The sequence below is a fragment of the Achromobacter sp. UBA4530 genome (assembly GCF_002388205.1).
GTDB lineage: Bacteria > Pseudomonadota > Gammaproteobacteria > Burkholderiales > Burkholderiaceae_B > Achromobacter > Achromobacter animicus.
The window spans coordinates 108,123-121,778 of record NZ_DGMA01000004.1 but is presented as its reverse complement, the minus strand read 5'-3'; the positions used below and the strand labels follow the sequence as shown (position 1 = coordinate 121,778).

Below are 13,656 nucleotides of genomic sequence, written 5' to 3'. Positions count from 1 at the left end.
GCCCACGCCGCGCCGGGCGTCTTAAGAACCCGAATCCCCACCAACGCGCCGGCCTGAGCACATCAAGAACGCTTAAGCGAAGCAGCAATACGAGCCAGCTTATCCGGATTACGTTGCACCAGCACCCGCGTCAACCGCTCGCCGTCGGTCTCGTAAGACTGCACGGATTCCAGCTCGCCATCGATGAAACGCAGCAAAGTCCATTGCCCATTCACCTGCACCACCTCGACGTCCAGCGCGTCGCGATACCGGCGCTTGCCCGCATAAAACAGTTGCGCCAGTCGCTTGCCGCCGACCAGGCTGGCAAATGCCGTGACCTTGTCGCCGCCGTCGCCGATGAGTTCGGCGTCGTCGCTCAGCAACGCAAGCAGCCCGTTGAAATCGCTGCGCTGTATCGCGTCGGCAAACGCCTGCAACAGGCGCTGCAGCGTTGCGCGTGGCACCGATTCGCGCGGTGCGCCCTGGCGCAGTTGCTGCCGCGCCCGCCGTACCATCTGGCGGATGGCGGCGGGGTTCTTGTCCAGCGTTTGTGCGATGTCTTCGTAGTCCGCGTCGAACACATCGCGCATCAGAAACGCCGCGCGAGCATCCGGCGACAGTCGTTCCAGCATGAACAGAAACGCCACCGAAACGTCGTCCGCCATCTCGTGGATCTGCTCCGGCGTCGACGGCGCGGCCATCAGCATCGGTTCGGGTAGCCAGACGCCCACGTAGTTTTCGCGCTCGGCCTTGGCGGCGCGCAGGCGGTCGATGGACAGGCGCGTCGTGGCAGTGACGAGCCAGGCCTCCGGGTTCTGGATGCAGGCGCGGTCGGCGCCATGCCAGCGCAGCCAGGCTTCCTGCACCACGTCTTCCGCCTCGGCCACGGCGCCCAGCATCCGGTAGGCGATGGCGTAAAGGCGGGAACGGTGCTGGTCGAAGAGGGCGACAGAGTCGGTCATGGAGGGGGCCAGCGCCGGGACGAGGGGGGAGGGAGGCAGGTATTTTGCCGCAGGGGCCTGCCTGCGACAAGCGCGCGGGACGTCCATGGCGGCCTCCCATCTTGAGCCGCGAGAGCTACAGCACGATGTCATTCGTGCACAGCGGCGGCAGCGCCGTGGCGCCGCGCATCTGCCTCAGGTCCCGTTCCACCATCGTGCTCAACTGGCTGATCGGCACGTCGTTGGCATTGCCTTCAAACGGATTTTCGGTGCTCTGGCCCACCTGTTCCAGCGAGGTGTAGATCCACGAAATGATGACGCTGAAGGGCGCGGCCAGCCACGCCATCTGGCCCTGCATGAAGCCGCCCGCAGCGTCGCCGATCAGGTCGAACTGCGCGGTCAGGCCAAAAGGCAGCGCCACGCAGAACGCGCGCACGAAAAGCGTGTTGATGATCGCGTACTGGCGCGGATACGGAAAATCCTTGATGCGTTCGGCCTGCCCTTGCAGGTCGAGCAGGTCGCGCAGTCGCCCGTTCAGGTCAGCGTATTCCGACGCCGTGATCGCGCCGTCTTCCAGCAGTTGCCTGGCCGCGCGGGCTTGCCCATCCAGCAGTTGCACCGCCTTGTTGTCTGCCGCCGCCAAGGCTGAGATTTCCGCTTCGGGCAGGTAACGGGCCAGCGCGGAATCAAGCGGCATGCGGCGCTCGGGGATCACGTAGCGCTTGCCGTATTCCGCATTCGGCCGGTTCTGCATGGACTCCCAGACCCGGGGCGCGCGAAGCTGATAACGCAGGGCCGTCAGCCACGCCAGATGCCGGTCGACCAGCCCCGCGGCGCGCCCGGCGTCACCCGCATAGTGGCCGCACAGCATGCCCCACGCGCGGCTGGCGCTGACGATGCCCATCCAGATCTTCTGCGCTTCGACCGTGCGCGTGTACGTCTGCACATTCTTGAAGCCCACGACGAATGTCGTTGCCGTTCCCAGCAGCGTTACCACCGACAGCGGTAGCGTCAGCCATTTCATGCCCGCCACCTGGTACAGCAGCACGGGCACAAGGCTGAGGGCGGCGAGGCCATAGATGGTCCGGCGCGTCCAGACCACGAATTCGCACAGGCGATAGGATTTTCCGAGGTGCATGATGTCGATTCCTGATTGCTTTCAGACGTCCGTTCAAGGAGCGGTCGGGTCGGCCTGGCGCGCCGCTTTCACGCCCCACGCGCGCCGGGCATAGCGATACGCCAGGAAAAGCACCGCCGCCGCGATGGCTACGACCGACGCGCGGCCGCCCAGCGCGCTCAGTGCTGCCAACAACGCTTCCACCCGCGCGGAAAATACTGCGCCCAGCACCAGCCCCGCCGCGGCCCACAACGCCAGGCCCGCGCAGTCGTGCCAGACGAACGACCGCAGGCGCGTGCCGCTTGCGCCGCACAGCGGCACGGCCACCATCGACAGACCGGGCATGAAGCGCGCGACGATCAACAGGCGCACGCCCCAGCGGTTGAAGAAGCGCTCGGTCCTGCTGATGCAGGCTTCGCGCGAGAGCGACAGGTTGCACACGGTGTGCAGCGTGCGCGGCCCGTAGCGTCGGCCGCCGCGGAACCACAGCAGGTCCGCCAGCACGCCCGCCAGCACCGCAGCTGCCAGCACGACGGCCAGCGGCAGGGCGATGTGGCCCGCTGCGCCGGCCGTCGCCGCCTGGCTGGCGCCCACGGCGATGAGCGTGGGCATGACGGGAAGCGGCAGGCCGAGCGATGCGCCCAGCACGTTCAGGAACACGGCCAGCACGCCGTATTGCGCGATCCATTCATGCGGCAGCATGCGGCGCTCCCTGCGTATTGCGGTGGGGCGCGATGGCGGACGTGGGCATGTGGGATCTCCTGGAATCGCCGCGCCGCGGTGCGTGGCCGGTCAGGACAGATCCTAGAGGTGGCGCTTGCGGCGCGGTAGACCCGCGCAGGGACGCACGGTGTTGCCCGGGCGACAACAATGCGCTGCGGGGATGCTGCGGGCCAGATTTATGCGCTGTCGCGAGTCACGATTCGAAAGCCGATTTCCACCACCGATTGCGCGGGACGCTGGCCGTTCGCGCGCAGGCCGATCATCTCGGCCGCCTGCGCGCCGATGGCGGCCCCATCCACGTGCACGGACGTGATGGCCGGGGACATCGACGCGGCGATCTCCATGTCGCCAAAGCCCATCACGGCCAGTTGCCGCGGCACCTGCAGCCCCTGCGCCGCGGCCTCGGTCAGGACGCCAGCGGCCATCATGTCCGAGCTGCAGAACACCGCGTCGATGCCCTGGCCAGAACGCTGCAAGGCGCGCAGGCCTTCGCGGCCTTGCGCGTGCGTCGTCGGCGCGGGCATGTAGTGCACCAACGGTTCGGGCAGGCCCGAATCGACGGCGGCGCGGACCAGGCTTTCGGCGCGCAGCCGGGCGCGGTGGTCGTCGCCGCTAAGCACCGCCTGCCGCGTCTTGCCGGCGTCGCGCAGATAGTGGCTGACCGCGGCCCCGATCGCGTCATGCGACAGGCTGAGCAGCATATCGATGGGCGCGTCCGTCGCGTCCCACGTTTCGACGATGGGGATGCCGGATGCTTTCAGCAATTGCCGGCCTTGCGGCGAATGCATCACGCCCGTCAGCACGATGCCGTCGGGGCGGCGCCCGATGATGGCGCGCAGCAGGGCGTCCTCGCGCGGTGAGTCGTAGCCGCTTTGGCCCACCATGAGCTGGAAGCCCTTGGCCTCGAGCGACCGCGTCAACGCCGTGAGCATGCCGCCGAAAAGCGAGCCTGTGATCGAGGGGACCAGCACCATGACCAGGTTGCTGCGTGACAGGCGCAGGCTGCCGGCCATCAGGTTAGGCACGTAACCCAGCGCCTGGATCGCGGCATTGACCTTGTCGAGCGTGGCCGGGGAAACCTGCTGCGGCGTATTGATGGCGCGCGACACGGTGATCATGGACACCCCGGCCGCCTGCGCCACCTCGCGCACGGTGACGTTGGCGCGCTCCGGGGAGCGGGAAGGCGAATCGGCGGACGGCATTCGGGACGGGCGCATCGTAAGGGGAACAGGAACGGACGTGAAACTCGGATCAAGCCTACCTGCAGACGCCGGTCCTGCGGGCCGGAGGCGGTTAGGGTTTGTCCGGATAGTAGCCGGAGAGGACGAAGAAATATTCTAAAAAGGCCGTAATGTTAACGTTAACAAAAAAAATGTTAACGTTAACGTTTATAAAAGAACCTATACCGGAGACAGTAATGACGAGCAACGCGCGCAAGTGGATTGTTGGTTTGACCCTGATGGCCGCAGCCGGCGTGGCGCACGCCTGGCCCGACAAGGCCGTCACGGTCGTCGTGCCGTTCCCGCCCGGCGGCGCGACCGATTCGGTGGCGCGCGCGCTGGCCAACAAGCTTGGTGAACAGCTCAAGCAATCCTTCGTCGTGGAGAACAAGGCCGGCGCCACCGGCACGATCGGCGCCTCGCAGGTGGCCCGCGCCGCGCCGGACGGCTACACCCTGATGGTCACGTCGCTGGCCCCGCTGGTGGTGGCGCCGCACCTGATGAAGGGCATCACCTACGATCCGGCCAAGGACTTCACGTACCTGACCGTGGCCGTGCAGACCCCCAACGTGCTGGTGGTCAGCCCGCAGCTCGCCTCCAAGGTCAACAGCGTGCAGGACGTGCTGGCGCTGCTGAAGGAAAAGCCGGGCGCGATCAGCTTCGCGACATCGGGCGCGGGGTCGTCGGACCACCTGACTGCCGAACTCTTCTGGCAGAAGACCGGCACGAAGGGCCTGCACGTGCCGTACAAGGGCGGCGCACCGGCCATTTCCGATCTGCTGGGCAATCAGGTGGAGATGTCCTTTCAGAACGTGAATGCCGTGCTGCCGCACATCAAGTCCGGTAAGCTCAAGGCCATCGCCGTCACGGGTTCCAAGCGTTCGCCGGTGCTGCCCGACGTGCCCACGTTCGCCGAAGCATCGGTGCCGGGTGTCGACGTCTACGCCTGGCAGGCCGTCGTGGCCCCGAAGAACCTGCCCGCAGACGTGCGCGACAAGCTGTCCGCCGCCCTGACCGCCGCCCTGAAGGATCCGGCGATCAGCAAGCCCTTCACCGACATCGGCCTGGAGGTCGTCGCCAACTCGCCCGAAGCCTTCACGAAATTCCAGCAGCAGGAAAGCGCCCGCTGGAAGCAGGTCATCGAGACCGGCGGCATCTCCGTGCAATGACGCAACGCGCCCGGCCGTGGCGGCCGGGCTTTTTCAAGAAGCAATCATGACTCTTCACGCATCCCAAGCCTCCCAGACGCCCACGATCACCGGCATGCGCGTCGTGCCGGTGGCCGGCCAGGACTCCATGCTGCTCAACCTGAGCGGCGCTCATGCCCCTTACTTCACGCGCAACCTGGTCATCCTGACCGACAGCGCGGGCAACACCGGCGTGGGCGAAGTCCCCGGCGGCGAAAAGATCCGCACCACGCTGGAGGACGCACGCGCCCTGATCGCGGGCAGCTCCATCGGCAACTATCAGCACACGCTGAATCAGATGCGCCAGGCCTTCGCTGGGCTGGACAGCGCCGGCCGCGGCGCCCAGACCTTTGACCTGCGCGTGGCGATCCATGCCGTGACGGCGGTGGAATCGGCGCTGCTGGACCTGTTGGGCCAGCACCTGGGCGTGCCTGTCGCGGCGCTGCTGGGCGAGGGCGTGCAACGCACGTCCGTGCAGATGCTGGGCTATCTGTTCTACGTGGGCGACTCCGCACAAACGCCGTTGCCTTACCAGACGGCGCCCGATGCCGAAGGCTGGCTGCGCGTGCGGCACGAAAAGGCGATGACGCCCGAGGCCATTGTCCGGCTGGCCGAGGCTGCTCACGAACGCTACGGCTTCCAGGATTTCAAGCTCAAGGGCGGCGTGCTGCGCGGCGAAGAAGAGGTCGAAGCCATCCGCGCCTTGCACGAGCGCTTTCCCGAGGCGCGCGTCACGCTCGACCCGAACGGCGGCTGGCTGCTCAAGGACGCGGTGCGCCTGTGCCGCGATCTGCATGGCGTGATGGCTTATGCGGAAGACCCGTGCGGCGCCGAAGGCGTGTTTTCCGGCCGCGAAGTCATGGCCGAATTCCGCCGCGCCACCGGCCTGCCGACCGCCACCAACATGGTGGCCACCGACTGGCGCGAGATGGCGCATGCGCTGTCGCTGCAATCGGTCGACATCCCGCTGGCCGACCCGCATTTCTGGACCCTGCAGGGCTCGGTGCGCGTGGCGCAAACCTGCCAGGCGTTCGGCCTGACGTGGGGCTCGCATTCCAACAATCACTTCGACGTGTCGCTGGCGATGTTCACGCATGTGGGCGCCGCCGCGCCGGGCCGCGTCACCGCGATCGACACGCACTGGATCTGGCAGGACGGCCAGCACCTGACCCGCAACCCGCTCCAGATCCGCAACGGTTATGTCGAGCTGCCGCAGACCGGCGGGCTGGGCATCGAGTTGGACATGGAAGCGATCGAGCGCGCCCATCAGCTTTATCTGCAGCACGGCCTGGGCGCGCGCGACGATGCCACGGCGATGCAGTATCTGGTGCCTGGGTGGAAGTTCGACAACAAGCGGCCTTGCATGGTGCGCTGATCTGCATCGCGCCGACCGGTGAAGAGGCAGGGCGCGGGGCAGGGAACTACCTTGCCCCCGCACGCTCCAGTGTGTGGGACAGGCAATAGACGTCTGACCACGCCGGGCCACCACCCGTCATCGCGCGCATCTGGGCCGAGTTCAGAATGTCGCCGTCGCAGGCGGTCACCGCGTTGATCGCATAACCATTGACGATGTAGATCCAGTCGGCCGCGCGGTCTTTTCCGCCGCGTATTTTCTGTTCCGTGGTGGCGTTCATTGCCGGCGTGTCCGTCACGATCAGATGCGCGCCGGACAATCCCGGCTGCGCCGCCGCGGCCGCCGCATGCGCCTTCAGATACGCACGCAGCGCTTCCTCCGACCCTGGCAAGGGGGACAGGCGAATCGTCAGGGCATATCTGGCCAAGCCGCCGCCGACGCTCTCGACCACGCGGCATTGGCTGCGGATCATGTTGCGGTGCTGCGGCATGAGCTTCGTGGACCACGGCGTGGGCGCGTTGAGCCGCTGGAGGTAGCCGGGGGAGACCAGCGTTTCGTAGGCGTCCAGCTCGTACAACACGAAGAATCCTTCCCCGCCCTGGGCGCTGGTCCAGCGCGTGCCGCGCAGAAACCCGGGAACGCCCATGCGCTCCGGGAAGTGCTCATGGGTATGCCAGTCTTCGAACTCCGCGCGCCACGCCGGCGCAATGTCCCACCACATTGCGATCGCGGCCTTTCCGAGCATGGCCATGATCAGTTTTTGGCCCGCAACGCGGTAAGTTCCGCGGTAACCTGCTGCATGACGTCGGGTCCGATTTCGCCCGCGAACTTGTCCACCACCGGTTTGACTGCGCCGCGCAGGCGCTCGACCGCTTCAGGCGTCAAGGTGTTGACCTGCATGACCTTGCGCAGATCGTCGATGGCCACCGCTTCCTTGGCCTGCGAGATCCGCCGTTCTTCCGCCTTGGCCTCGGCGGCCGCTTCCAGGATGATCTTGCGCTCGGCCTCCGACATGCTGTCCCACGTCTTGCGGCTCATCAGGAACGGCATGCCCGTGTAGATATGGCGCGTCAGCGACAGGTATTTCTGCACTTCGGCAAACTTGGCGGACAGGATCACGCCCACCGGATTGTCCTGGCCGTCGATGGCCTTGGACTCCAGCGCGCCGTAGACCTCTCCGAACGTCATCGGCACCGGGTTGGCGCCCAGCGTCTTGAACATGTCGATGTAGACGGGCGCGGCGATGACGCGCATCTTCAGGCCTTGCAGGTCCTGCGCCTGCGCGATCGGGCGCTTGCTGTTGGTCATGTTGCGAAAGCCCAGGTCCCAGATGCCCAGGCCGATCAGGCCGTGATCGGACAGGCCATTCAAGAGGCGCTGGGCAACGGGTCCGTCCGAAACTGCGTACGCCTCGCGTGCGTCGTTGAACAGGAACGGAAGGTCAAAGACCATGAACCGCTTGTCGATGCCGGCCAGGAGGCCCGTCGCCATCGAGGTGAAGTCCAGCGTGCCGCCGCGAACGGCCGACAGATTCTGGGGATCGCCGCCTAGCACCGCATTGGCGTAGATCGACACCTTCATCTTGCCGCCGCTTTTCTCCGCGACCAGATCGGCAAATTTCTGCGCGCCCTGGCCCAGGGGATGGTCCGCAGCCAGGCTGAACGCGAATTTCATCGTGCGCGCCTTGATCTCTTGTGCGGCGGCGGTTCCCGCTACGGCAAGGCAGGCCAGGATGGTCGCTGCGGCATTCACGGCGATGCGCAAGCACGTTTTATTTGAATTCATCACAAGCACCTTCTTCGGTTGTCGTTGGCAAAGGTCCGGTTGATGCGGTTACGGCGGCGGGCCATCGTGTGAATACCCGGCTGCGAGCATAGGGCATAATTTTGAATCCCGTTCAAAATTTGATCGAATTCAAAAATTGAACGATTCCATGGATGGTCACCCGGAGAGCGCGATGAGCGGGGCAATCGAAAAAACACTGGCGTTGCTTGAATACCTGGCTGCCCATCCCGACGGCGCGAACCTCGCCGACATTGCGGACGACCTGCACCAACTGCGCAGCGGATGTCACCGGACCCTGCACGAACTCATGAAGTTCGGCTACGTCCGGCAGACGTCGGTGCGGGGCGAATACGCATTGACGACCAAGCTGGCGTCGATGGGTTTGAGTTTCCTGAGCCGGTCCGGCGTGATCGACATCGCGCAGCCGGTCATCGACCGTTTTGCAGCGGCAACCGGTGAACTCGTGCGCCTGGCCATCGTCGACGGCAAACGCCTGACGCTGGTGGCCAAGGCGCAAGGCGCGAAATCCGGGCTGCTGTACGACCCGGACATGGGCATCGACCTGCGCCTGTCGTGCAGCGCGGCCGGCCACGCGTGGTTGATGACGTTGCCTGAAGACCAGGCCATTGCCTACGTCACCGAACAGGGGCTGGGAAAACCGCGGGATTTCGGGCCGAATGCCCCCACGTCGATCCGCGCGTTGCTGGCCAGCCTGGACGCGCATCGGCGGCGCGGCTACAGCATTCTGCAGGACGTCTACGCGGCCGGCATGAGCGCGATGGCGGCGCCCATCCGGCGTCCCGGGCATCAAAGCACCGGCATTCTGGTGGTGGCCGGTCCATCGCAACGCTTGACCGTTAAAGCCATGGAGAAATTCGGGCCGGCGCTGCTGCGCGCGGCAAGCGAGCTGGCGCAGGCCGGAGACGCCTCGCCGTTGCTGCGCTCCGCGCGCGTGGGCACCTGGGGAAACGGCCCCGCGCAGGGTGAAGAGCCGGCGGCGGATTAATCCGCGGACGCCTCGTCTCCGGAATTGCGGCCCTGCATCGGGAAGCGCGTCCGGAACATCGGCGATGCCAGGCTGGCCAGCGCCAGTTCCTGCGCAGCCGCCAGCAGGTCGGGACCCAGCGCTTCCATCCGCGCTTCGGTCAGGCGCATCGCCGGACCGGCAATGCTCAGTACGCCAATGGCCGCCTCGCCCTTGCGCTGCACGGGCGCTGCCATCGCGGTCATCCCCGGCGCGAACACTTCGTTGATCATCGCGTAGCCGCGCTTGCGTCCGGCCTGAAGCATCTTCGTCAGCGCGGCGATGGTGGTGGGGGCATTGGGACCGTATTCCTCCGGCGAACCGAAACCCTGGCGCGAAACCAGGTCCAGCGCGCGTTCGTCGGTCATCGTCAGCATCCACGCGTGGCCGGAGGCGCTGCACGACAGCCTGGCTTCTGAGCCCATCTCCGGGTCGTAGCGCAGGCCGTGACGCGCGCCCTGCGCCTTCGCAACCCAGGTCAGCCGCTCTTCGTTGTCCACGATGGCCAGCCGCACGAGTTCGCCGGAGATGTCCGCCAGCCGATCCACCAGCGGCTGGGCGATGTCGACGATGCCTGTCGCCGCAAGATAGCTCAACCCGATTGAAGCGACCCGGGCTGTCAGCGCGTAGTCGCCGTGATCCCGGATCTGGCGCACATAGCCGCAGCGGCAAAGGTCTGTCAGCAGACGGTGCGCGGCGCTCTGCGGAATCTCCAGTTGCTGGGCAAGTGAAGCGAGGGGCACGCCTTCGGGTCTGGAGGACAGGTACTCCATGACGGCGAGCGCGCGTTCGAGGACTCCGGCCATGTCATCTCAACAAGTAGTGGGGTGATGGATGATAACCCTAGGTGGAAAACTATTCCACTCGGAATTACATTCCACTACCGAGTCTTGCCAGACATCGAAAAAATTCCAAATAACACCGGAGACAACGATGAAGACCAGCCTTTTCCGCATTGCATTGACGGCGGCCCTGTGCGCCAGCGCCATGACGGCCGCCGCGCAGGACGTCCAGGAACGCACGATACGCTTTGGCCATCTGAACAACACGGATCACCCCGTCAGCGCGGGGGTGCAGAAGTTTACGGAACTGGTGGCGGCCAAGAGCGGCGGAAAGCTGAAGGTGAAGGAGTTTCCCGCCTCGCAGCTCGGCAATGAAATGCAGCAGCAGTCCGGGCTGCAGGGGGGCGTGCAGGAGATGTCCGCGCCGGCTTCCACGTCGCTGGCGGGCATCGTCAAAGAGTTCGGGCTGATCGATCTGCCGTTTTCCGTGACCGACTTCGGCCAGGCCGACGCGCTGCTGGACGGCCCGCTGGGGCAGGCGCTGATAGCCAAGCTGCCCGAAAAAGGTCTGGTCGCGCTGGGCTTCTGGGATCTGGGCTTTCGCAACGTGACGAACTCCAAGCACGCCATCGGCAAGCCGGAGGACCTGGCGGGCCTGAAGATCCGCGTGATTCCCAACCCTGTCTTCCTCGATACGTTCAAGGCGTTCAAGGCCAATCCCGTGCCGATGCCCTTTGCGGAGCTGTACGGTGCGCTGGAGTCGCGGGCGGTCGACGGCCAGGAAAATCCCTATTCGGTGATCCTGTCCAACAAGTTCTACGAAGTGCAGAAGTACGTCAGCGCGACCAACCACGTGTATGCCGCGAATATCGTGCTGGTCAGCAAGAAGTTCTGGGACAAGCTGTCGCCCGCCGAGCAGAAGATCCTGCAGGAGGCGGCCAATGAAGCACGCGGCTACCAGCGCCAGATAAGCCGGGCCGCCGCCCAGAAGGCCGTGACGGAATTGCAGGCGAAGGGCATCCAGTTCAACACGATCGAACCGGGCGAAAAGGCCCGCATGCAGCAGGTCGTCAAGCCGGTGATCGAGCACTTCACCAGCAGCTACGACCCCGCGATCGTCAAGCTCTACAACGACGAACTCGCCCGCATCCGCAAGTAACCCGCACCGGCATCCCCATCATGAAGATCCTTGTCCTGCACGGCCCCAACCTCAACCTTTTCGGCCGCCGCGAGCCGCACATCTACGGAACCACGACGCTTGCGGAGATCAACGACCGCCTGGCGGCGCTGGCCGCGGAATTGGGCGTCCAGTTGTCGACGCTGCAATCGAACCATGAGGGCGCGTTGATCGACTTTCTGCACGAGAACATCGACTCCGCCCAGGGCGCCTTGGTGAATCCTGCCGGGCTGACCCAGCACGGCGTGCCGCTGCACGATGCCATCAAGGCCATGCCGTTTCCCACGCTGGAGGTGCACATGTCGAACATCGCCGCCCGTGAGACCTGGCGCGCGCATTCAATTATTTCGCCGGCGGTGCGCGGCACGGTGCAAGGGTTGGGCCCCCAGTCCTACCTGACGGCGTTGCGTGGCCTGGTCGGGCTTTTGCAGGACGCCAAGGCATGAGCCCGGCGCCCGCGCATCCGACGCCGCAAGGAGGCTGGCCATGGTCGTCATAGACAGATTCATCGGCGCGGTCTGCCGTGTGCTGGAGTTTGCCATCGCCTTGCTGCTGGCGGCGATGGTGGTGCTGGTCTTCGGCAATGTCGTGGCGCGTTACGGCTTTAACTCCGGCATCACGCTGTCGGAAGAGCTGTCGCGCTGGATGTTCATCTGGCTGACGTTTCTAGGGGCGGTCATCGCCCTGAAGGAGCGCGGCCACCTGGGCATGGACATGGTCGTGGCCAAGCTGCCCACGGCGGGCAAGAAGATCTGCCTCGTCGCGGGACAGGTCCTGATGCTTTACATCGTGAGCCTCATGTTCAAGGGAAGCTGGGATCAGGCGGTGATCAATGCGGATGTCAGCGCGCCCGTGAGCGGCTTGCCGATGGCCATTGTCTACGTGGCCGGATTGGTGTTCTCGGTGATGGCGGGCCTGATCATCGCCATGGATCTGTACCGCGTGCTCGCCGGCAAGCTGCAGGACCAGGATCTGATCATGGTCCAGGAGTCCGAAGAGGCGGTGCAGCTCAAGCAGATTCTCGAGGATGCCGGCAACGGCGCGCCCGGGAGAAGCGCATGACGATCGCCGTGTTCATCGGATCGCTGCTGGGGGTCATGGCGCTGGGTGTGCCGATCGCCTTTGCGCTGCTGGCCAGCGGCGTGGCGCTCATGTGGCATCTGGACATCTTCGACGCACAGATCCTCGCGCAGAACGTCATTGGCGGGGCGGACAGCTTCCCGCTGCTGGCGGTGCCGTTCTTCATGCTGGCCGGCGAAATCATGAACGTGGGCGGGCTGTCGCGCCGAATCGTCGATCTTGCGCTGGCGCTGGTCGGGCACGTGAAGGGCGGGCTTGGCTACGTCACGATCATGGCGGGCTGCCTGCTGTCGGCGCTGTCGGGATCGGCTGTGGCGGACGCCGCCGCGTTGACGGCGCTGCTTCTGCCGATGATGGTCAGCGCCGGCCACAAGAAGCAGACCGCGGGCGGCCTGATTGCCGCGACAGGTGTGATCGGTCCGGTCATTCCGCCCAGCATCGGCCTGGTCATCTTCGGCGTGGCGGCCAATGTGTCCATTTCCAAACTGTTCATGGCGGCGATCGCGCCCGGTCTGATGATCGGTGGGGCGTTGTGGCTGACGTGGGCGTTTCTGGTCCGGCGCGAAAAGATCGTGCCTCCGCCGCGCAAGTCTCCGCAGGAAATTGCCACCGCGTTCCGCAAGGCGATCTGGGCGCTCATGCTGCCGGTGATTATCCTGGTTGGGCTGCGGATGGGTGTCTTCACGCCGACCGAAGCCGCGGTCGTCGCTGCGACCTACGCGCTGCTGGTGTCGACGCTGGTGTACCGCGAACTCAAGCTCAATCAGCTCTACGCAGTGTTCGTGTCGGCAGCCAAGACCAGCGCCATCGTCATGTTCCTGATTGCCGCCGCCATGGTCAGCGCGTGGCTGATCACCGTGGCCGATCTGCCGTCCAAGGTCGTGGACATGTTGCAGCCTTTCATGGGCAACAAGATCCTGCTGATGGCCGCGATCATGGTGCTGGTGATGGTGGTGGGCACGGCCATGGACATGACGCCGACCATCCTGATCCTGACGCCCGTGCTGATGCCGGTGGTGCGCGCGGCGGGCATCGATCCGGTGTATTTCGGCGTGCTGTTCATCATCAACAACTCGATCGGGCTGGTCACGCCGCCCGTGGGCACCGTGCTCAACGTGGTGGCCGGCGTGGGGAAGATGAAGATGGACGACGTGACGCGCGGCGTCCTGCCGTTCATGGCCGCCGAGTTTCTCGTCATGTTCCTGATGGTGGCCTTTCCGGCCCTGGTGATCATTCCCGCGCGGTGGTTTGGCGGGTAGGCGCCAACGCACCTCCCGCGCCGCTCGC

Annotated in this window: 14 protein-coding genes; 7 read left to right on the top strand and 7 right to left on the bottom strand. The window is 65.4% G+C overall.

All coding sequences use genetic code 11. The annotated features are described in order from the left end of the window. Positions 1-62 precede the first annotated feature (62 nt). The 4 genes from B2W22_RS02870 to B2W22_RS02855 form a co-directional block, all read right to left on the bottom strand. The gene (locus tag B2W22_RS02870; protein WP_286936108.1) at positions 63-941 is read right to left on the bottom strand and encodes an RNA polymerase sigma-70 factor; all 879 of its coding nucleotides are present in this window, start codon (positions 939-941) and stop codon (positions 63-65) included. A gap of 115 nt (positions 942-1,056) precedes the next feature. Next, on the bottom strand, positions 1,057-2,058 hold the full coding sequence (locus B2W22_RS02865) for a bestrophin family protein (protein ID WP_286936107.1): 1,002 nt from the start codon (positions 2,056-2,058) through the stop codon (positions 1,057-1,059). Positions 2,059-2,091: 33 nt separating this feature from the next. After that, positions 2,092-2,739: a DedA family protein gene (locus B2W22_RS02860; protein ID WP_286936106.1), complete on the bottom strand. Its 648-nt coding sequence runs from the start codon at positions 2,737-2,739 to the stop codon at positions 2,092-2,094. 197 nt (positions 2,740-2,936) lie between these two features. Further along, the gene (locus B2W22_RS02855; RefSeq protein ID WP_254594145.1) at positions 2,937-3,962 is read right to left on the bottom strand and encodes a LacI family DNA-binding transcriptional regulator; all 1,026 of its coding nucleotides are present in this window, start codon (positions 3,960-3,962) and stop codon (positions 2,937-2,939) included. A 215-nt stretch (positions 3,963-4,177) separates the two neighbouring features. Here B2W22_RS02855 and B2W22_RS02850 point away from each other — a divergent pair, with 215 nt between their 5' ends. After that, positions 4,178-5,149: a Bug family tripartite tricarboxylate transporter substrate binding protein gene (locus B2W22_RS02850; RefSeq protein WP_175126178.1), complete on the top strand. Its 972-nt coding sequence runs from the start codon at positions 4,178-4,180 to the stop codon at positions 5,147-5,149. Positions 5,150-5,195: 46 nt separating this feature from the next. Next, positions 5,196-6,542: a glucarate dehydratase gene (gudD, locus tag B2W22_RS02845; protein WP_286936105.1), complete on the top strand. Its 1,347-nt coding sequence runs from the start codon at positions 5,196-5,198 to the stop codon at positions 6,540-6,542. Between the two features lie 46 nt (positions 6,543-6,588). On the opposite strand, the gene B2W22_RS02840 is transcribed toward gudD, so the two are convergent. Further along, on the bottom strand, positions 6,589-7,272 hold the full coding sequence (locus B2W22_RS02840; RefSeq protein ID WP_286936104.1) for a hypothetical protein: 684 nt from the start codon (positions 7,270-7,272) through the stop codon (positions 6,589-6,591). Between the two features lie 2 nt (positions 7,273-7,274). Continuing rightward, on the bottom strand, positions 7,275-8,306 hold the full coding sequence (locus tag B2W22_RS02835) for a TRAP transporter substrate-binding protein (RefSeq protein WP_286936103.1): 1,032 nt from the start codon (positions 8,304-8,306) through the stop codon (positions 7,275-7,277). Between the two features lie 172 nt (positions 8,307-8,478). On the opposite strand from B2W22_RS02835, the gene B2W22_RS02830 reads away from it, so the two are divergent. Next, positions 8,479-9,312: an IclR family transcriptional regulator gene (locus B2W22_RS02830; RefSeq protein WP_175126182.1), complete on the top strand. Its 834-nt coding sequence runs from the start codon at positions 8,479-8,481 to the stop codon at positions 9,310-9,312. Here the strand turns inward: B2W22_RS02830 and B2W22_RS02825 are convergent. Further along, a complete protein-coding gene (locus B2W22_RS02825) occupies positions 9,309-10,136 on the bottom strand; it encodes an IclR family transcriptional regulator (protein ID WP_175138015.1) in 828 nt (275 codons plus the stop codon). The two genes, B2W22_RS02830 and B2W22_RS02825, sit on opposite strands and share 4 nt — an antisense overlap. Before the next feature lie 127 nt (positions 10,137-10,263). On the opposite strand from B2W22_RS02825, the gene B2W22_RS02820 reads away from it, so the two are divergent. Genes B2W22_RS02820 through B2W22_RS02805 form a run of 4 tightly spaced genes read left to right on the top strand, consistent with a single transcriptional unit; the run spans position 10,264 to position 13,628 of the window. Beyond that, positions 10,264-11,271, top strand: coding sequence for a TRAP transporter substrate-binding protein (locus B2W22_RS02820; RefSeq protein ID WP_286936102.1), 1,008 nt, complete (start codon positions 10,264-10,266; stop codon positions 11,269-11,271). Positions 11,272-11,291: 20 nt separating this feature from the next. Further along, the gene (locus B2W22_RS02815) at positions 11,292-11,735 is read left to right on the top strand and encodes a type II 3-dehydroquinate dehydratase (RefSeq protein WP_056563405.1); all 444 of its coding nucleotides are present in this window, start codon (positions 11,292-11,294) and stop codon (positions 11,733-11,735) included. A gap of 49 nt (positions 11,736-11,784) precedes the next feature. Beyond that, complete coding sequence (locus tag B2W22_RS02810) at positions 11,785-12,351, top strand: TRAP transporter small permease (RefSeq protein ID WP_370633061.1); 567 nt, start codon at positions 11,785-11,787, stop codon at positions 12,349-12,351. Further along, positions 12,348-13,628 (top strand): TRAP transporter large permease subunit, encoded by a 1,281-nt coding sequence (locus tag B2W22_RS02805; RefSeq protein WP_175138018.1) that lies wholly within the window; start codon positions 12,348-12,350, stop codon positions 13,626-13,628. Before B2W22_RS02810 ends, B2W22_RS02805 begins: the two co-directional genes overlap by 4 nt. Positions 13,629-13,656 lie beyond the last annotated feature (28 nt).